Here is a 19,434-nt window from a genome sequence, read left to right as displayed (position 1 = left end):
ATAAATGAAATCCCTACCAGTTCTGCTGGTGGGGATTTTTTTATTTACACCCCATAACGTATGAAAAGCATCTAAATGGTCTATGTTTATTATTCGTTTACTGTTTAGCCTCGACAACGTGATCGAGATCTCTATATAATCCGCGCTTCGATTTTTGTTTAATCCATACTTTCGTACTTCTTATTTAGGTTCTTGAAATAGCCTAATAATTATCTGTCAGTACACGCTTAGGAATTAGTTCTTTGATATCTACCGCGAACATCACAATGCAATTTGGCGCAGAGCCGCTGTTTGAAAACATCTCTGCTAAATTTGGTAACGGCAACCGTTATGGTTTGATCGGCGCTAATGGTTGCGGCAAATCAACGTTCATGAAAATCCTAAGTGGCGCATTAACGCCAAGCTCGGGCAACGTTTCTATCACTCCAGGAGAAAAACTGGGTGTGCTAAGCCAAGATCAGTTCGCTTTCGAACAGTACAGCGTTATCGACGTTGTGATCATGGGCGACAGAAAACTTTGGGAAGTAAAACAAGAACGTGACCGCATTTACTCTTTGCCAGAAATGAGCGAAGACGACGGCATGAAAGTCGCAGAACTTGAAAGTGAATTCGCGGAAATGGATGGCTACACAGCAGAAAGCCGTGCTGGCGACATCCTAATTCAAGCGGGTATTGAAGAAGAGTTCCATTTCGGCTTGATGCAGCAAGTAGCTCCAGGTTGGAAACTGCGTGTGCTATTGGCACAAGCTCTGTTTGCAAACCCAGATATCCTGCTTCTTGATGAACCAACCAACAACTTGGACATTCACACGATCAACTGGCTTGCTGAAGAGCTAAACCAGCGTAAATGTACAATGATCATCATTTCGCACGATAGACACTTCCTGAACTCTGTGTGTACACACATGGCAGACATCGACTACGGTGAGCTACGTGTCTACCCTGGTAACTACGAGTACTTCCTAGAAGCATCTGGCTTGATTCGTGAACAGCTTTTAGCAAGCAACGCTAAGAAAGCGGCTGAAATCAGCGAGCTTCAAGATTTCGTAAACCGTTTTGGTGCTAACGCATCTAAAGCAAAACAAGCAAGCTCTCGTGCCAAGAAAATGGATAAGATCACGCTTGATGAAGTGAAATCATCGAGTCGTATGAGCCCATCTATTGATTTTGGCGAAGGTAAGAAACTACACCGTCAAGCGCTTGAACTTCAAGACCTTGGTCACGGCTTCGATGGCGAAACATTGTTTGCTGGTGGTAACTTGCTGCTTGAAGCGGGTACTCGTCTTGCGGTTATCGGTGAGAACGGTGTGGGTAAAACCACGCTTCTACGCTGTCTAGTTCAAGAGCTAGAACAAAACGAAGGCATCGTTAAATGGTCTGAAAACGCATCGGTAGGCTACTGCCCGCAAGATAGCACTAAGGATTTTGATAACGACCTGAGCATCTTCGATTGGATCTCACAATGGCGTACAGCGAAGCACGATGACCTTATGGTACGCGGCATTCTAGGTCGTCTATTGTTCACTGCTGACGATGCGAACAAAAAAGCGCGAAACTGTTCTGGTGGTGAGAAGAACCGTCTGTTATTCGGCAAGCTAATGATGCAAGACATCAACGTGCTGGTAATGGACGAACCAACGAACCACATGGACATGGAAGCAATCCAAGCCTTGAACGATGCGTTGAAGGTTTACACTGGCACGCTTATCTTCGTAAGTCATGACCGTGAGTTCGTTTCTTCATTAGCAACACACATCATCGATGTAAAAGATCAACAGCTAGTGAGCTTCCAAGGTACTTATGAAGAGTACTTAGATCACCAGAAAAAGATGCTGATGGTTAGCTTATAAAGCAAGTCGTTGGCTCAGGTCGTGAACGACTAAAAGCCAGCGAAACTAACAAACAAAAAAGCCCCGAACATTAATATGTTCGGGGCTTTTCTATGTAATACGTTTAGCTATTTATTACTCAGTAATTGAAATCTAGATTAGAATCCGAATCGAGCCGACATTAAGATTTGGTGGCCATATGTGCCGTTATTGCGCATATCAAGACCAACAGACAGTTGATCAGTTGAATGGAAACGAGCACCGATACCCAAAATTGAACGAGTGTCATCGTTGTCGATCAGTTGACCAAGGCGTGCGTTAACTTCAACGTTTGCCATTAACCAAGCTCTCAAGCCAAGGTTAATTTCTGTTTTGATGTGGTTATCGTCATTCCGTTCAATGTTGTGCAGTAACATTTGGCCAGTAACGTCAGCAAATTGACTGATTGGGCCGTTGAATCCCATACCTACCGCTGCATCCCAATCACTTTCAAATTCTGAATCGATACGAGCAACAAAATGAGAGTTCTGAGTGAACATTGTTGTGACTTCACCACCGAAAGTACTTGGGCTAGTACCCATGCGCAGCTCGAATGTGTTGTAGTTAAAGTTGTTTGCAGACGCAGAGAATGAACACAGTGCAGCGAGTCCTAAAAGGACAGTCTTATTCGTGCAACCTAGCATGGTGACTCCATATAAATTGTATTTTGCCGCAGTATAATACAAAAAAGCCTGCAATATGCAGGCCAATTATTTGAAGTCGGTATTTTTATATTAATCGCTTATAGAACCTGGATGTGGTCCACTTCGATTTCAGGTGTCTTACCACCTTCATATTCACCGAAGATACGAACTTTTGTATCAGCGGTCAGTGGTTGTGCTAGGCGGATATCATCATCAAGTTCGATTTGAATTTCACTCTGGCCATCAGAGAAGACAAACGTGTCATTCTTAAGTTGACGAACGATCTTGCCATCCACAATTGCTTCTTGCTCTGCGAACATGCTTGTGTCGGCAAGTAGTGTCGCAACAGAAACGGTTTCAATTGGGCCAGTATAAGCAATAGCGCTTTCGTGCTTGCTGTTGACATTATTATTGCTGTTGTGGTCACTAGCCATTGCGAAAGTAGGAGCAAGGATAATAGTAGATGCGATAGCTAATACAGTTTTTTTCATGGTGAATCCCTTAATGTTGTTTTTAGTAGAAACGTTTTTCTGAATTTGAAACGTTTCTTTTCGTTAGTACGTTTTTTGTTGAAGCGCCTGTTATCGTTCACAAGCTTCGTTTCGATGGAGCTATTAAACAACACTGGGGTTGAATCCAGAGTGAGTAACACATTCATTTTCCATTCATTTTATTGAGCATCTACTCGGCAATGACGTTAAGATGGTCGCAGAGAAATATTGCCCACAGCTATAAATTGAAAATTAAGAAATTAAGGATTTAAGTACAAATGCGAGCACCATTAAGTGCCCTTATGGTTCAAGGGACAACGTCAGATGCCGGAAAAAGTGTTTTGGTGGCAGGTTTATGCCGTGTTTTGGCAAGGAAAGGAATCAAAGTGGCACCTTTTAAGCCACAAAACATGGCGTTGAACAGTGCTGTGACAAAAGATGGTGGCGAAATTGGCCGTGCTCAAGCGGTTCAGGCGCAAGCTTGTAATATAGAGCCAACCGTTCACATGAACCCTGTATTGCTAAAGCCCAACTCAGATACCGGCGCGCAAGTGATTTTGCAAGGCCGAGCGCTGAGCAACATGGAAGCGACGGGTTATCATGATTACAAGAAAGTGGCGATGGATACAGTTATCGATTCGTTTGACCGACTTTCTGAAGAATATGAAAGCGTGATGATTGAAGGTGCGGGGAGCCCAGCCGAAATCAATCTTCGTGAAAATGATATCGCTAACATGGGATTTGCTGAGAAAGCGGACATCCCTGTGATCATCGTTGCTGATATTGACCGTGGTGGCGTTTTTGCGCATCTCTACGGGACATTAGCTCTATTGTCTGAATCTGAACAAGCTCGTGTAAAAGGCTTTGTGATAAATCGTTTTAGAGGCGATATCGCACTGCTTCAATCTGGCCTAGATTGGCTAGAGGAAAAAACCGGCAAGCCAGTCATTGGTGTTTTGCCATATCTGCATGGTTTTAACTTAGAAGCGGAAGATGCCATTACCTCTGCTCAAGAGTCTTACGGAGAAGCTAAGCTTAAGGTGGCGGTGCCAGTGCTAACCCGAATCAGCAACCATACAGACTTTGACGCGTTAAGATTGAATCCTTCGATTGATTTACGTTATGTCGGTAAAGGCGAACGTGTAAACAATGCTGATTTAATTATCTTGCCAGGTACAAAGTCGGTAAGAGCAGATTTGGATTACCTAAAAGAACAAGGCTGGGATAAAGATATTCAACGCCACCTGCGCTTAGGCGGCAAAGTGATGGGTATCTGCGGTGGCTACCAAATGTTAGGTAACATCATCCACGATCCTGATGGCGTTGAAGGGGAACCCGGCAGCAGCGAAGGGTTAGGGTATCTCGATACTGAAACGACCCTTACACAGCAGAAAACCTTAACCAACGTACGCGGCACCATGACGCTGGATGGCAAAACAGCACAAGTAAAAGGGTATGAAATCCACGTAGGTAGGACTGATGTCAAAGAAACAGCCTTACCGGTTCAGTTAGAATCTGGCAGCCTAGATGGCGCTGTGAATCAAGATAACTCGATTTTTGGTACTTACTTGCATGGCGTATTCGACAACAGTGATGCGTTGTCGCTTATTTGCGAATGGGCAGGAGCCAACGATGTGACCGCGATTGACCACGAACAGCTTAAAGAGCTGGGTATTAATCGAATCGCTGATGCCATCGAAGAGTACTTAAATCTTGATCTGCTTTGGCCAGAGTTAACAGCTTAAGCCGCCATTTAGAAGTTAGCTAAAGAACTTAAACGAACAATAGATAAGTGATAACAATGAAAAAGCGAGTCTTCCTTTTAACCATGGCTTTAACTTCGGCATTGAGTTCTAGTCATCTTTTTGCTGCGGAAAAGCTACGAGTTTACGCTGCATCGTCGATGACCAATGCGGTTAATCTGTTGGTTGAAGAGTTTGAGAAAGACCATTCTGTCGATGTGATTCCTGTGTACGCGAGTACGTCGTCTTTGGTGCGACAAATCGAAAGAGGAGCACCAGCAGACATTTTTATCTCGGCAAATGAGAAATGGATGACGCATTTAGTCGATCGTAAATTGGTTTATAGTGACAATGTCACAAACCTATGTGAAAACGAACTGGTGCTGATTGCTCCTAAAGAGACATCGGTAAAGTTAGACCTATCAAAAGGTGAACAATGGGCTAAACTGCTTACTAATGAAAGGCTTGCAGTGGGTAACACCATGTCGGTTCCTGCTGGTATCTATGCAAAAGAAGCGTTAGAAACGTTAGGTGTATGGGACGATGTGAAAACTCGATTGGCACCAAGTAACAATGTTCGTATGGCCTTAGCCTTAGTCGAGCGCAGTGAAGCTAAGCTTGGCATTGTCTACAAAACGGATGCGTTGCTTTCTAAAGAAGTAAACCTAGTGTCGACCTTCCCATCAGATCTGCACACACCAATACGTTACCCTGTAGCGAAGTTGAGTGATAAAGTTGTGGCAGAAGAGTTCTATACTTTCCTAAAGAGCGAAAAAGCGAAAGACACCTTGAACAGTTTTGGATTTGAAGTGCGTTAAATGATGTATTTATCGGAATACGAATACCAAGCCTTAATGCTGAGCTTAAAAGTCGCTGGGTTTGCAATCTTATGGCTTATCCCTATCGGTATTGGCTTAGCATGGCTACTTGCTAAGAAACAATTTGTAGGTAAGAGTATTGTTGAGAGTATTGTCCATTTACCTTTGGTACTTCCACCTGTGGTTATTGGCTATTTACTGCTAGTGATGATGGGCAGGCAAGGTATCATAGGTTCGTGGCTCAATGACGTGTTTGGTATTGTATTCAGCTTTAGCTGGAAGGGCGCGGCACTCGCTTGTGTGGTTGTGGCGTTGCCGCTGATGGTTCGCTCTATTAGATTGAGCCTAGAAACCGTAGACAGTAAGCTTGAAGAGGCGGCTGCTACATTAGGCGCTTCACCTCTTCGTGTGTTTTTCACGATCACTTTACCCTTGATGATCCCAGGGGTCATTACCGGCACCATGCTTTCATTCGCAAGAAGCCTAGGGGAGTTTGGCGCGACCATCAGCTTCGTTTCAAATATTCCCGGTGAAACACAAACCATTCCTTTGGCTATGTATACCTTTATTGAAACCCCTGGTGCGGAAATGGAAGCCGCGCGTTTGTGTGTCATTTCTATTGTGATAGCGCTGGGTTCATTGATGCTATCTGAGTGGCTCAACAAAAAGTCAGCACAACGCTTGGGAGGCAATGCATGAGTGCTTTGATCCTCCAATATCAACAACAACTTGGTGAAACGTTCTTTGATATCGACTTGGAATTACCAAGTAGCGGCATTACGGCAATTTTTGGTCGTTCTGGCGCGGGTAAAACCTCACTTATCAATGCAATCAGTGGCCTTAAACAGCCCGATAAAGGTCTGATCAGCGTATCTGGAACCACACTGTTCGATAGTGAAAATGGCATTAATTTGCCGACTCACAAACGCAACGTCGGTTATGTGTTCCAAGAGTCGCGATTGTTTCCACATATGAAGGTGGCAGCGAACCTTAAATACGGTATGAAAAGCGTCGATCAAGCGCACTTTGAGCAAATAGTCTCGCTGTTGTCTTTGGGTTCATTGCTTGACCGATACCCAGCTCGTTTGTCTGGCGGTGAGAAGCAACGTGTGGCGATTGGCCGCGCTTTGTTATCAAAGCCGAGCATTTTGTTGATGGATGAGCCTTTAGCGTCTCTCGACTTGCCTCGTAAGCGCGAAGTGATGCCATTTCTGGAAAACTTATCCGAAACCGTCCAAATACCGATCATCTATGTCACTCATAGCCTAAATGAAATTTTACGCTTGGCAAATCACCTTGTGATTATTGACCAAGGCAAAGTGATTTCGTCGGGTGTGACGGAAGAGGTGTGGGCATCGAGAGCCATGCAACCTTGGCAATCTTTCTCAGAGCAAAGCTCGTTGTTTGAAGCGACATTAGCGGAACACAATGACGATTATGCGCTGTCTCGCCTGATGCTAGGAAAGTCGACGTCGTTATGGGTTCAGAAAGTATCGAGTGAGCTTGGTACGACAGTGAGGCTGCAAGTTAGGGCAAATGATGTCTCTATCACGCTAGAACGGCCGAAAGGGACTTCTATACGTAACATCCTTCCTGTCACCATTAAAAGCGTAGAGACGCACCAACAAGGCACAAATAAGCAGAGTGTCGAGGTCGAGCTAGAGTTAGAGTCTGGGTGCTACCTATGGGCAACCATTACATTGTGGGCGCTGGATGAGTTAAATCTAGAAATCGGGCAGCGTGTTTACGCTCAAATTAAAGGTGTGAGTGTCGCTCAAAGAGATATCGCGGTAACGCATTAAACCTGACAAGGTCAGTTTTTCGATATTGCCGCGATACTGCCTGTTATAGGTTCTGAAAATTCGGTCTTGATTCCATGAATGGATACATGCGTCATTTTTATACGGTATAACTGCCAGTTTTGCGCCACACTATATGAGTGTTAAAGCATATGATTTGGTGAATCATATGAACATTAGCAACAAGAACATACAGACGTAACGATCGACGAACAGAAAATAGCGGATATAAAAAAGCCGCGTGTTTAAAGAAACATGCGGCTTAATTCTAAGTAGTACTGTTAGCGCTTAGCCTAGTTTAGGCGACTAGCGACTTACTTAGTAAAAACTTCTTTGAAATCACGCTTCAAGATTGCATCACGACGCGCTTTCTTGATTTGTTTAACCATGTCTTTTACACAGTTGTGTAGAACTTGGTCTAGCAGTTGAGCACGGTACTCTTCTTTTTCTTCGTCAGACATGTCTTCTGGAAGTTTAAGAGTAGGGAACTCTTCCATCACGTTAACACCAGCGAAAGCTTGGCTAACTGAGATTAGAGCGTGGAACTGCTCGAAGTTGTCTAAAACATTTTGTGCGCTTGCTGGAAGACTATCCCAAGCTTCGCGTACTGCTTCTTCAGACACTTCGTGAATAGAAGTAACCATAAAGTGCATCTCTTTTGGTACTCCATCAAATTCGATAACTTGACGAAGTTCTGGTGAGATGGTGGTTAAATCGATTTCTTGTTGTTCGTTGTTTGTAGCGTCTGACATAGTATTTCTCTTTAAAAAGAAACAATGCTAAAAAGATCTGTAAAAAAGTCAATATAATATAGAGATTAGGGCATGATTTAAGCCCAAATTTGAGCTACTTTGAATATTCAACACTAGATAAAGGTGATGTGATGATAGAAAAGGGATCTTCAATGCGCATATTGCTGGTTGATGACGTTCAACTAGACAGGATGCAACTTGCTATCCGACTCAAGCAACTGGGTCATATTGTAGAAGCTGTCGGTAGCGGAAAAGAAGCCCTGAGTGTTTATTCTGATTTTGATCCTGAACTCGTGTTACTTGATATCAGCATGCCTGATATGGATGGTTTTGAAGTGGCGAATGAGGTTCGAAGCCGATTCCCAGAATGGGTTCCCATCATCTTTCTTAGTGGTCACGAAGAACCTGAGATGATCGCAAAAGCGATTGACGCTGGTGGCGATGATTACCTGATCAAGCCAGTAAACAAGGTTGTTTTGAATTCTAAGCTGATTGCGATGCAACGTATCGCGCACATGAGACGAGAGCTAAAACAAAGCACAGCCAAACTCGAAGAACTGAACATCCTTCTGCAGCAACAAGCCAACGAAGATGGCCTGACCAAATTGTATAACCGTCGATATATGGATACTAAGCTTGAAGAGAGCATAGCGTGGCACGGAAGACGTAATATATCCATGACAGTCATACTTCTAGATGTAGACTTCTTTAAGCCTTACAACGATAATTATGGTCATATTCAAGGGGATAAGTGCTTACAAGGGCTTGCTAATACCTTGAAACAGCTGTTTGTTCGTGCGGGAGAGTTTGTCGGTCGTTATGGCGGTGAAGAGTTTGTTCTGATTCTTAGCGACACAGACAGTGAAGGCGCTAAGTTACACGCGACTCGAGTTAAAGAGGCATTGCATGAGATGAACTACGCTCATGACCACTCAACGGTATCGGATAGAGTGACAGTGTCACAAGGTGTGTTGTCATTTGTACCAGAAGGTGGCGAATCTATTGCGTCTATTTACGAAAAGGTCGATCAAGCGCTTTATCAAGCGAAGCAAAGTGGTAGAAATACCTTTGTACAACGTAACATTTTGGAGCTTGCGCGTTAGTTGGCGAGCTCTTTTAGATATTTGAATTTATACTTCTAATAGCGTTTGAGCTAGGAAGTGCTTTAAGTGATAAAAGAAATGCCACATTCGAAGTCATTTTCTATGACTAACACATCTTGGACGCTTGCGGTTCCTCTATTTTTTACCGCTTTGGCGACCACTGTTAATGCCAATACGCTATCTGATCTTTTTCGAAAGGATCTAGAGCAGAGCTTTGCCACCAGTGTATTGCTCAACGACACCGATGTTTTCACTTTTGGTATCAATAACTTTGACCCCAATAAAGTGTTTAGTTTGGACAATGAAGACATCGGTTCGAATGATTCGGTAAGTCGTCGCCAAAACATCACCTCCCTGAGTTTGCCTTACACATTTGAATTACCAAGTTACATCGAAGACAACCATCAAGAGGTGACGCTACGCTTGTCTGCATTGCGAATCGAGAACGATGTCGAGTACGCGGCAGCAAACAGAAACGATTTTCAAAAAGAGTCGGTAGTGTCTGGCTACGTCGAATTCGCGAATGTGTCCCAGCTAGACGAATATTGGAGCTTCAGCTCTGCAATCGGTAACCACATCTCTTACTACCGCAATGATTATGAATATCGCGCTTCGTTGCTAAAGCCTATTCAAGACCAACTGGATGGCGTATATCTCAATACTGATGCTTGGGCTTACATCATCGAGCCTAAAATCAAGCTGATGTACGAAGATAAGAATGACTGGGGAAAGTATAAATTGAGCACCAGTTGGCATTACTTTAATGGCATCGGCTGGGGCGAGGCGAATAATGGCAATGTCGGTCATCCTGAAGGGTGGTATATCGCCAATGAAGCCAAGGTTTTCTATGATCTCGTGCGTTGGGATAAGAACATCACTTCGATGTACTCGAGTATAAGACGAATTGATATTGGTGGTGACACCGTGGCATCTATGGGCACCACATCTTACTACGAGGGCAGTGTTGGTTGGTTGCTTAACCCAAACCTGTTTAATGAGTGGGTCGATAACGTGGGAATAGGTTTTACGATTAACTACGGAAGTAGCTTAAAAGGTGGCAGCTTGGTTATATTCTTCAACCAAGATTAAGCTCTTTTTTCCAGTTAAGCCCATACGGTCTCAAATCAATGAGGCTCGTTGAACTTGGAAGTGATAGTTATTGAAGCAGTTCGCTATTAATGGCTTAAGCTATTTAGATCTCTAGCACTCAATATCTTTCGCTATCAACCATTGTTAACGGTCAATACATAGTTTGTTTCGACCGGTTTCTTTCGCTTTATACAGCGCTTGGTCAGCAAGCTTCAACACCTCTTCAGGATGTCTGGTGGTTGTGCTATCGGAAAGTCCAATACTCACCGTTACATTCACCACTTCCGATGGTTTACCGTTCTTGCCACGCTTTTTCATACCCACTTCATGATCGTCGGGGCGCTCATGGCTATTCCGAATCGTCATGTCGTAGTTTTGAACTTCGGAAATCAGAGCTTGAAGGTGCTCTTTAACTTGTTCCGAATGTTTGCCTTTGAAGATAATCGTGAACTCTTCTCCACCATAGCGATAAGCTTTAGCGCCGCCTGTGGTTTCCCTCAGAATGCGTGCCACCAGTTTTAACACATCGTCGCCAATGTCATGTCCGTAGGTATCGTTGAATTGTTTAAAGTGATCAATATCGACCATCGCCATCGAATACTTACGCCCCAAGTGCTTCATATCGACTTCTAAGGCGTGTCGACCGGGAATGTTAGTCAGTTGGTCGTTAAAGGCCATATCATGACTAGCAGACATCACATAGACGATGATCAGTGTGCCTGACAGCGAGAACATGGTGCTCGAGATGTACTGAATATCGAAGAAGATGAACGTACAAGAAGAAAGCAGGATAGCGCTATAAACCACAACATCGATAGAGCGGTTATACACCAACACGAGAATGGCAGTAAGGCCAAGCAAGCAAAGGCTATACAGCACTAAAACAAAAGGCAGTTTGGAGAAGTCTCTGACAATAAATAGAAGACCATCACTCCATGATTCAAAACCGCCGGCATGGAAGTGAGAGACGATCAATTGTGCCCACACCATAAACAGAACAAGAACGATGGCGTAGAGCAGCATCGACTTTGAGTTTACGCCGTTATCAGGGAAGGCATAAACAAGTAAGCAAGTGACAGGTACTAATGCCGCAAGTAACGAGAGCTCTAATAGCGTTGTGCCAGTATTGAGAGGCGTTTGTAAGCGAACTTGGATGATCAGATAAGCGACAAGCATGGTAACCGATACCATCGCCATTCGACCTTGTCTGAACGTATGGCATAGCAGAACCGCAACGCTCAATAAAATGTAAGGGAGGTTGCTAGCAAACCCTAAATTTGAGTCCGTCACGAGAATGACGTTGTCCATACCAACGAGCAAAATTGTTAACAGGACTAAAGGGAAGCAAAATCGAAACATGCTCGACGTTACAAAAGATGATGCCATTTATGTGGTGAGCCTAACTATATTGATGATCTTATTATTTAATACTATGCGTAGGATACTGTTAAACAAGCGATTGCCAAGCTTTTTGCCTAAATTAGAGCAAAAACATAGTCATAGGTCGCTATTGGTGCAATCATTTTTATATGTATTTTGAGTTGCTATTAACCTTAGAACGAACTACACAGTATATATGAGAAATTAATTAGTCGTTATAGATACTTAACAAAATCTGCTCTGCTGCTCTTACGTTGGCGCTGTCACTTAAAGGGCTTGATGATCAGTTATCATTGAGTGACCTTTTCATTAAGCGACGAAGACCTGTAATGAAGTCAGAGTAAGATTAAATAATGCCTAAGTTTCAACTATGGACAGTAAAACCTATAACTGAGTTATAGAAAGCTATTAGGAATTGCATGGTTTCAAGTGACTTTAGAAACGACTGCGACTAGAAAAACCGCTACAAATGGAGGTGTGGTATGCAAATTAGTGTTGATGTACATAACTATATGGAAACTCTGGTCGGTCATGTATTGGCTACCGAGGAATATGTGTCTAGTTATACCAACGAACAGTTGGCCGATCTCGCGTGCTTGGCTTTGGGCCAGCTAAAACCTATCTATATTCGTTTTGATATCGATTTTCTGTCAGCATTGCCAGAAGACAAATTGGTGCTCTATAAACGCAATAGTGAGATCGCGGTCAAAAATGCAGAAAGTATGATTATTGACGATCGAAGACGTGAACGTGACGACAATGTGCCTGTTATATTTAGTCAACACAATTTTGACGATGACGTAGAATTGCAATGGTATGAAAAGCCGTTGTTGAACCGTAAACAGTCATGATAGTTTAGGGTGAATACGGTCATTTAAGGAGTAAAAAAACGTGGGATTCTTTTCTAGATTATTTGGTGGCAAAGAAAAAACCGAACAAAAAGTAGAGATTGAGCCAGTCGAATATAAGGGTTTCAATATCTATCAAGATGCCATTGCAGAATCTGGTCAATACCGTGTTGCTGGGCGAATCGAGAAAGAATTCGATGGTGAAATCAAAACTCACCGTTTTATTCGTTCAGATGTTGTTTCAAACAAACAAGATGCCGATGAATTGATGCTCAAAAAATCGCAGATGTTCATCGACCAAATGGGCGACAATATATTTAGCTAACCAATTAGGGTTAGAATTGATGTTGGTCATAATTTAGAGAGCTTTCAGTGTATATGCTGAAAGCTCTTTTTAGTTTTATGGATAAAGAACAGCTAGTGAGTTGTTATTAAAAGGATTATTTGCAAGTGGTTTGACCTCTTGGTTCGAGACGGTCGTCATTTATTCGAATGAAGCGCTCAAATTCCGTCCAAATCGTTATAAGTAATAACTTTTCCTGTTCTTTGAACAAAACGCTTGAAGTATTAGTTGTCGTTAGATACAAACGAATAAGTCATTCGTGCCAATAGTCAAGGAATAGCTATGCAAATTGGTGTACCAAGAGAAACGCTCGCTGGTGAAACGCGAGTCGCTGCTTCGCCGAAATCGGTAGAACAGCTTCTAAAATTAGGATTTGAAGTTTGTGTTGAATCACAAGCAGGTGCGTTAGCAAGTTTTGAAGATGCAGCTTATGAACAAGCTGGAGCAAAAGTTGTCACCGCAGATGAAGCTTGGAAATCCGATATTATCTTTAAAGTTAACGCTCCGATCGTTGACGAGTCTAAAAATGAAATCGATCTTCTTAAAGATGGCGCAACATTGGTCAGCTTTATTTGGCCTGCCCAAAATCCAGAATTAATGGAACAATTGTCCAGTCGTAACATCAACGTGATGGCGATGGATTCTGTACCACGAATTTCAAGAGCTCAGGCGTTAGATGCATTGAGTTCTATGGCAAACATCGCGGGTTATCGTGCTGTTGTTGAAGCGGCGCATGAGTTTGGTCGATTCTTCACGGGTCAGATTACGGCTGCGGGTAAAGTTCCACCAGCAAAAGTACTGGTTGCAGGTGCTGGTGTTGCTGGCCTAGCGGCAATCGGCGCTGCGGGTAGCTTAGGTGCAATCGTTCGTTCATTCGATGTTCGTCCTGAAGTTAAAGAACAAGTTGAGTCGATGGGTGCTGAATTCTTGGAAGTGGATTTCAAGGAAGATACCAGTGCTGGTGACGGCTACGCAAAAGAGATGTCTGAAGCATTCAATAAGAAAGCCGAAGAACTTTATGCAGCTCAAGCGAAAGACGTTGATATCATCATTACAACAGCGCTAATTCCAGGTCGCCCGGCTCCGAAGCTGATTACCAAAGAGATGGTAGACAGCATGAGTGCAGGTAGTGTGATTGTAGACCTTGCGGCAGCCAATGGCGGTAACTGTGAATACACGGTTGCGGATCAAGTCATTACAACCGCTAACGGCGTTAAGGTGGTTGGTTACACTGATATGGTTGGTCGACTGCCGACTCAATCATCTCAGCTGTATGCAACGAACCTAGTTAACCTTTTGAAACTGCTTTGCAAAGAGAAAGATGGCAACATCAATATCGACTTTGAAGATGTTGTTCTGCGTGGTGTTACTGTCGTTAAAGAGGGCGAGGTCACTTGGCCAGCTCCACCAATTCAAGTTTCAGCTCAACCACAACAAGCTAAGCCAAAAGCGGCCAAACCAGAGCCTAAAGTTGAAGAACCTGTTTCTCCAATTAAGAAAGTGGCGGGTATGGCGGTAGCTGTTGGTGCATTCGCTTGGGTAGCTTCGGTTGCTCCAGCTGCGTTCTTATCTCACTTTACCGTTTTTGTTCTCGCTTGTGTGGTGGGTTATTACGTAGTTTGGAATGTAAGCCATTCTCTGCATACGCCTTTGATGTCCGTGACTAACGCGATTTCAGGCATCATTGTAGTAGGTGCACTGTTACAGATCGGACAAGGAAGTGGCGTCGTCACGTTCTTATCATTTATTGCCGTATTAATTGCAAGTATCAATATCTTTGGTGGCTTTACCGTGACCAAACGTATGCTTGAAATGTTCCGTAAAGACTAAGGAGTAACAGATGTCTGAAGGATTAGTACAAGCAGCTTATATTGTTGCTGCTGTATTCTTTATTATGAGCTTGGCTGGGTTATCGAAACAGGAATCTGCGCGTGCAGGTAACTATTACGGTATCACGGGTATGGCAATCGCGTTGATCGCAACGATCTTTGGCCCTCACTCTGCAGGTATTGTGTGGATCATCATTGCTATGGTGATCGGTGGTGGTATTGGTATCCACTACGCAAGAAAAGTAGAAATGACTGAAATGCCAGAGCTGGTTGCAATTCTGCACAGCTTCGTAGGTATGGCTGCAGTACTTGTAGGTTACAACAGCTACATCGATCCACCTGCTGCTGTTTCTATCAACCCTGCAGATATTCATGCAGAGCACGTTATCCATCTAGTGGAAGTGTTCCTTGGCGTGTTTATCGGTGCGGTGACGTTCACGGGTTCTATTGTTGCGTTTGGTAAGCTTCGTGGCGTGATCTCTTCGTCTGCATTGAACATCCCTCATAAGCACAAGTGGAATCTAGCGGCTATCGTAGTTTCTACACTACTGATGATCATGTTCGTTAAAGCGGACGGCAGCATGTTCGCACTAATGGTGATGACACTTATCGCATTCGCATTCGGTTACCACCTAGTGGCATCGATTGGCGGTGCAGATATGCCAGTAGTTGTCTCTATGCTGAACTCGTACTCTGGTTGGGCTGCAGCAGCGGCAGGTTTCATGCTTGCAAACGATCTGCTTATCGTAACTGGTGCATTGGTTGGTTCGTCGGGTGCGATTCTGTCTTACATTATGTGTAAGGCGATGAACCGCTCTTTCATCAGCGTTATTGCTGGTGGATTCGGCCAAGAAGTGGTTGTGTCTGATGGCGATGAAGAGCAAGGTGAACACCGCGAAACTTCAGCTGAAGAAGTGGCTGATATGCTGAAAAACTCTAAGTCAGTAATCATCACTCCTGGATACGGCATGGCAGTAGCTCAAGCACAATACCCAGTGCATGAAATCACTGAGAAGCTACGAGCGCAGGGCATTAATGTTCGATTTGGTATCCACCCAGTTGCTGGTAGGTTACCGGGTCACATGAACGTACTGCTTGCTGAAGCGAAAGTGCCTTACGATATCGTTCTAGAAATGGACGAAATCAACGATGACTTCGATGAGACAGATACTGTATTGGTAATTGGTGCGAATGACACCGTAAACCCTGCAGCACTTGAAGATCCAAACAGCCCAATTGCTGGTATGCCAGTACTTGAAGTTTGGAACGCTCAGAATGTTATCGTATTCAAGCGTTCGATGAACACAGGTTACGCCGGTGTGCAAAACCCACTGTTCTTCAAAGAGAACACGCAGATGCTGTTTGGCGATGCTAAAAAGAGTTGTCTAAGTATCTTAGAACATCTATAGAGATCACCTCTAAACAATATGTAACAACTCGATAAGGAGCTCATTTGAGCTCCTTTTTTTATCTTACGAAAGCGACTCTATGTGTGATCTCAGTTGATACGAAGTTGACGAAGCCTGATACAAAACTTGTCGCAATTGAGGTTTGGCTTGCCAGTCAGCCTACTAGTACGTATGTACAATGTGGCCGTAATATATTGGCCTTTATCTCTGTAGCTCGCCATTCTCAAAGTTTTTCATGCGGTTAAAAATTTATCTTTGATAGCGAATGGTATATATTTGGTTGATCTATATGAATTTGCGTTGGTTTGTGATCATCAAAAGAACATTTACTCTTCTTATCGCTACGTTGTCTGTGTCTGCAAACGCATTTGCTGACTCTTTACCTGAGCGTATCGATAATTTCACCAAACTCTTTGATCATGAAACGGCAATCGAATCTTACGATATTCGAGTGCTACAGGCTGATTATCCAACACGTTTGATCATGCCGTCTTCTATGCTGCCACAAACAGCAGAGTACCCGTTAAAAGACATTCAGCGCTTGTACCAGTTATCAAAAACCTGTAGTGGTAAACTGCCGTTAAGCCCTTTGATTACTGAGCCTTTAGTTTTTACTCGTGCAATGTGTAAAGGCACCAAGCTTTCTGACCGTTGGTTTAGCCGTAGTGGTTTGATTCACCCTGGCGGCGGTTCTTATGCGGCACGATACGTTGAGAAGTACCCAGAAAAATTCGACTCTCTGAAGCGCTTTATGCATATTCAAGAGCGACCAAACACCGAACACGATGAACTACTGTCTCGCTTGCAACAAATGGATAGCGAAGCGATCACCGCGCTGTTAGCGGGTGCCAGTATGTTTGTTGAGCTTGATGAGATGTGGGTAAAACGCGGCGACAGATATTACCTGTATAAAAAATCAGTCTGGAACGAAAATGCCACGCTTGCTGGGTTATCGTTTAGCTTGTCTTCAGAAGGTAAAAGCTGTTTTGTCCAGCGTGGTAATGTGTGTTGGGAAATAGAAGATCATTCAGAGCTTCTGCAAGTCGCCATGTTTATCTTGGTTATTGCCAACATCATGCTTGTCTTAGGTTGGGCGATTTACCGCTGGAACAGCAAGAAACAAGAGATGAAGAGTCGCATGCTGGTTCTTCAAATCCTAACGCACGAATTAAGAACGCCGATTGCGAGTTTGTCATTGACGGTGGAAGGGTTCAGGCGTGAGTTCGAACACTTACCAGAATCGGTATATGATGAGTTCCGTAGGCTGTGTGAAGATACACGCCGTTTAAGACAGTTGGCGGAAGCAAGTAAAGATTACCTGCAATCAGATAATCAACCGCTCGCAACAGAGTGGGTGCCAAGTGTTGAAGAGTGGCTCCAATACAAAGTTGAAGAAGACTTTGCGCCGGGGATTGAACTCCGTGTAAACAAAGATATAGCTGCAAAAGTGAACGTATATTGGTTGGGAACGTGCATCGATAACCTAATCAGAAATGCCGTGAAATACGGTGTGGCTCCAGTAATTCTAGAACTGAATACTTCTGACAAGAAGCTGACATTCAAAGTTATAGATAATGGAGACTTGTCTCGCAAAGATTGGGGGCAACTAAGAAAGCCATTCGTAAGTAAGAGTGGACTCGGTTTAGGTCTGACGATAGTGGAATCTATGGTTGGAAAAATGGGCGGTCACATGACGCTTATCGGCCCCCCAACAACATTTATTTTGGAGATACCTTGTGAAACAGACATTGCTTCTCGTTGAAGATGATAAAAATTTAGCTGACGGTTTATTAGTTAGCCTTGAGCAAGCTGGATATGAATGTTTGCATGCAGAACTGATCTCTGAAGTTGAAGGCTACTGGGAACAAGCGGATCTAGTGATTCTAGACCGTCAACTTCCTGATGGCGACTCAGTAGATTCACTTCCAGGTTGGAAGAAAAAGAAAGATATCCCAGTTATTTTGCTGACGGCTCTCGTGACAGTAAAAGACAAAGTAGCGGGCCTAGATTCAGGTGCAAACGACTACTTAACAAAGCCATTCGCAGAGGCTGAGCTATTTGCTCGAATTCGTGCTCAACTTCGCCTGCCAGATTCTGAAGAACAAGATGCATCAAAAGTTATCGCTCAGAATCTTGTTATCGATAAAGCGACACGTGAAGTGTTTTTCAATGAACAGGAAGTAACGTTAACGCGCACTGAATTTGACCTTCTACTGTTCTTGGCAAGTAACCTTGGACGTGTGTTTACACGTGATGAACTGCTTGACCATGTATGGGGTTACAACCATTTCCCAACAACACGTACGGTAGACACGCACGTTCTGCAACTAAGACAGAAACTGCCGGGTCTAGAAATTGAAACGCTGCGTGGCGTTGGTTACAAGATGAAAGCGTAATGAGAATAGCCTTACTTCCACTATTAATGTTTTCTTGCGTAGCGAATACCGCGCAAGCAACGGATTGGTTTAAGAGCAGCGATGCTCTGACTCAAGTTCATAAACATCTGCTAGATAATGATTTACCTCAGATGTTTGACTCATTAGTGGAAGTTTGGCAAATCAACTCGTCTCAATCACGAGAAGATCACCTCAATGAACTGTTCGATCAAGCATTGAACAAAGATTGTGGTAAAACTCTCACCAGAAAAACACTCCCAGATTGGATTAGTTCAGTCGTCGTTAAAAGACACATCATTCAAAGCCCTGGCCGAGATACCTTTCGTGTATCGATTAATGTTGAATCCGAAAACAACATTCAAGACATTACCTTCGAGAAGTGGGTCGATAAGATCGTTTCTTCGGACAGTGAGTTAACCAAAGACAGTGAAGTGGTTAACAACGAATCGGTGAGTCTATACCGCAAGCGTTACAATTTAGCCTCTCAACTTGAATCGGGTTTGTATCGTTTAAGTGTGAAAGGCGATGGTGGAAATTCTTGGAGTACTTGGATTATCCTTGGTGAAGTTGCAATGCGCCAGCAAGTTCGCTGGTCTTCAAAAGACACCTGGCGAATCGATAAAAAAGAACTTCTGAACCCTTATTGTCCTCTTCCTAAACTCGAAATTGGTTTGTACGATTATGTCGATGAACACTATGAGCAGGTGTGGGGCAAGAGCTATGAATCTGATTATCCAATGAACCTTACTGGTGAAGAACTTCCTAATGATCGCTATGTTTTAGCGGTTTCAATGGTGCATTCACGCTGGCAAGGCGACATAGCGATAGAACAAGCACAAACTATCAGTAAAACTTATGATATTTCTAGCGAAGAAGAGTTAAAGTAATTTAAAATTGTGCCGTTAACTATGTAAGGGATCTAA

Annotated in this window: 18 protein-coding genes; 14 read left to right on the top strand and 4 right to left on the bottom strand. The window is 43.5% G+C overall.

The features are described from left to right. Positions 1 to 242: 242 nt before the first annotated feature. Entirely contained in the window at positions 243 to 1,850 is a 1,608-nt protein-coding gene (locus AB4583_RS18145; RefSeq protein WP_081325167.1) for an ABC-F family ATPase, read from the top strand. A 137-nt stretch (positions 1,851 to 1,987) separates the two neighbouring features. Here the strand turns inward: AB4583_RS18145 and AB4583_RS18140 are convergent, their stop codons facing one another. Then, positions 1,988 to 2,512 (bottom strand): hypothetical protein, encoded by a 525-nt coding sequence (locus AB4583_RS18140; protein ID WP_017060115.1) that lies wholly within the window; start codon positions 2,510 to 2,512, stop codon positions 1,988 to 1,990. A 98-nt stretch (positions 2,513 to 2,610) separates the two neighbouring features. Continuing rightward, the gene (locus AB4583_RS18135; RefSeq protein ID WP_017064574.1) at positions 2,611 to 3,003 is read right to left on the bottom strand and encodes a YgiW/YdeI family stress tolerance OB fold protein; all 393 of its coding nucleotides are present in this window, start codon (positions 3,001 to 3,003) and stop codon (positions 2,611 to 2,613) included. Positions 3,004 to 3,281: 278 nt separating this feature from the next. On the opposite strand from AB4583_RS18135, the gene AB4583_RS18130 reads away from it, so the two are divergent. From AB4583_RS18130 to modC, 4 genes are read left to right on the top strand one after another with little or no spacing between them, the layout of a single operon-like run. Beyond that, positions 3,282 to 4,748 carry a cobyric acid synthase gene (locus AB4583_RS18130; protein WP_017069093.1) on the top strand — a complete coding sequence of 489 codons (1,467 nt, stop codon included), beginning with the start codon at positions 3,282 to 3,284 and terminating at the stop codon, positions 4,746 to 4,748. A gap of 56 nt (positions 4,749 to 4,804) precedes the next feature. Then, positions 4,805 to 5,563, top strand: a complete 759-nt coding sequence (modA, locus tag AB4583_RS18125; protein ID WP_372118618.1) for a molybdate ABC transporter substrate-binding protein — start codon at positions 4,805 to 4,807, stop codon at positions 5,561 to 5,563. Beyond that, complete coding sequence (gene modB, locus AB4583_RS18120; protein WP_017060110.1) at positions 5,564 to 6,262, top strand: molybdate ABC transporter permease subunit; 699 nt, start codon at positions 5,564 to 5,566, stop codon at positions 6,260 to 6,262. It abuts the gene before it with no gap. Further along, on the top strand, positions 6,259 to 7,365 hold the full coding sequence (gene modC / locus AB4583_RS18115) for a molybdenum ABC transporter ATP-binding protein ModC (protein WP_017060109.1): 1,107 nt from the start codon (positions 6,259 to 6,261) through the stop codon (positions 7,363 to 7,365). Before modB ends, modC begins: the two co-directional genes overlap by 4 nt. 311 nt (positions 7,366 to 7,676) lie before the next feature. Here the strand turns inward: modC and AB4583_RS18110 are convergent, their stop codons facing one another. Further along, on the bottom strand, positions 7,677 to 8,114 hold the full coding sequence (locus AB4583_RS18110) for a DUF3069 domain-containing protein (protein ID WP_017060108.1): 438 nt from the start codon (positions 8,112 to 8,114) through the stop codon (positions 7,677 to 7,679). A gap of 131 nt (positions 8,115 to 8,245) precedes the next feature. Between AB4583_RS18110 and AB4583_RS18105 the strand changes: the two genes are divergently transcribed. Both AB4583_RS18105 and AB4583_RS18100 read left to right on the top strand, forming a co-directional pair. Beyond that, on the top strand, positions 8,246 to 9,217 hold the full coding sequence (locus AB4583_RS18105; RefSeq protein WP_372052278.1) for a diguanylate cyclase: 972 nt from the start codon (positions 8,246 to 8,248) through the stop codon (positions 9,215 to 9,217). Positions 9,218 to 9,295: 78 nt separating this feature from the next. After that, on the top strand, positions 9,296 to 10,306 hold the full coding sequence (locus tag AB4583_RS18100) for a Solitary outer membrane autotransporter beta-barrel domain (protein ID WP_029235232.1): 1,011 nt from the start codon (positions 9,296 to 9,298) through the stop codon (positions 10,304 to 10,306). A gap of 144 nt (positions 10,307 to 10,450) precedes the next feature. Here the strand turns inward: AB4583_RS18100 and AB4583_RS18095 are convergent, their stop codons facing one another. Continuing rightward, positions 10,451 to 11,692: a GGDEF domain-containing protein gene (locus tag AB4583_RS18095; RefSeq protein WP_065584948.1), complete on the bottom strand. Its 1,242-nt coding sequence runs from the start codon at positions 11,690 to 11,692 to the stop codon at positions 10,451 to 10,453. 476 nt (positions 11,693 to 12,168) lie between these two features. Here AB4583_RS18095 and AB4583_RS18090 point away from each other — a divergent pair, with 476 nt between their 5' ends. From AB4583_RS18090 to AB4583_RS18060, 7 genes are all read left to right on the top strand, one after another. Next, on the top strand, positions 12,169 to 12,537 hold the full coding sequence (locus tag AB4583_RS18090; RefSeq protein ID WP_017060104.1) for a late competence development ComFB family protein: 369 nt from the start codon (positions 12,169 to 12,171) through the stop codon (positions 12,535 to 12,537). 40 nt (positions 12,538 to 12,577) lie between these two features. Beyond that, a complete protein-coding gene (locus tag AB4583_RS18085; RefSeq protein WP_004731023.1) occupies positions 12,578 to 12,859 on the top strand; it encodes an HlyU family transcriptional regulator in 282 nt (93 codons plus the stop codon). Positions 12,860 to 13,159: 300 nt separating this feature from the next. Continuing rightward, the gene (gene pntA, locus AB4583_RS18080; protein WP_372112170.1) at positions 13,160 to 14,707 is read left to right on the top strand and encodes a Re/Si-specific NAD(P)(+) transhydrogenase subunit alpha; all 1,548 of its coding nucleotides are present in this window, start codon (positions 13,160 to 13,162) and stop codon (positions 14,705 to 14,707) included. A 10-nt stretch (positions 14,708 to 14,717) separates the two neighbouring features. After that, positions 14,718 to 16,115 (top strand): Re/Si-specific NAD(P)(+) transhydrogenase subunit beta, encoded by a 1,398-nt coding sequence (gene pntB, locus AB4583_RS18075; protein ID WP_372118613.1) that lies wholly within the window; start codon positions 14,718 to 14,720, stop codon positions 16,113 to 16,115. Positions 16,116 to 16,404: 289 nt separating this feature from the next. After that, complete coding sequence (vxrA, locus tag AB4583_RS18070) at positions 16,405 to 17,877, top strand: sensor histidine kinase VxrA (RefSeq protein WP_017065947.1); 1,473 nt, start codon at positions 16,405 to 16,407, stop codon at positions 17,875 to 17,877. Then, positions 17,852 to 18,511 (top strand): response regulator transcription factor VxrB, encoded by a 660-nt coding sequence (gene vxrB / locus AB4583_RS18065; RefSeq protein ID WP_017060099.1) that lies wholly within the window; start codon positions 17,852 to 17,854, stop codon positions 18,509 to 18,511. The genes vxrA and vxrB overlap by 26 nt, the downstream gene beginning before the upstream one ends. Further along, positions 18,511 to 19,398 carry a DUF2861 family protein gene (locus tag AB4583_RS18060; protein WP_102320802.1) on the top strand — a complete coding sequence of 296 codons (888 nt, stop codon included), beginning with the start codon at positions 18,511 to 18,513 and terminating at the stop codon, positions 19,396 to 19,398. Before vxrB ends, AB4583_RS18060 begins: the two co-directional genes overlap by 1 nt. The last annotated feature ends 36 nt before the right edge of the window (positions 19,399 to 19,434 follow it).

This window comes from Vibrio sp. 10N.222.49.C12 (assembly GCF_041475025.1).
GTDB classification, from domain to species: Bacteria; Pseudomonadota; Gammaproteobacteria; order Enterobacterales; family Vibrionaceae; genus Vibrio; species Vibrio crassostreae_C.
This window is presented reverse-complemented; position numbering and strand designations above follow the sequence as displayed.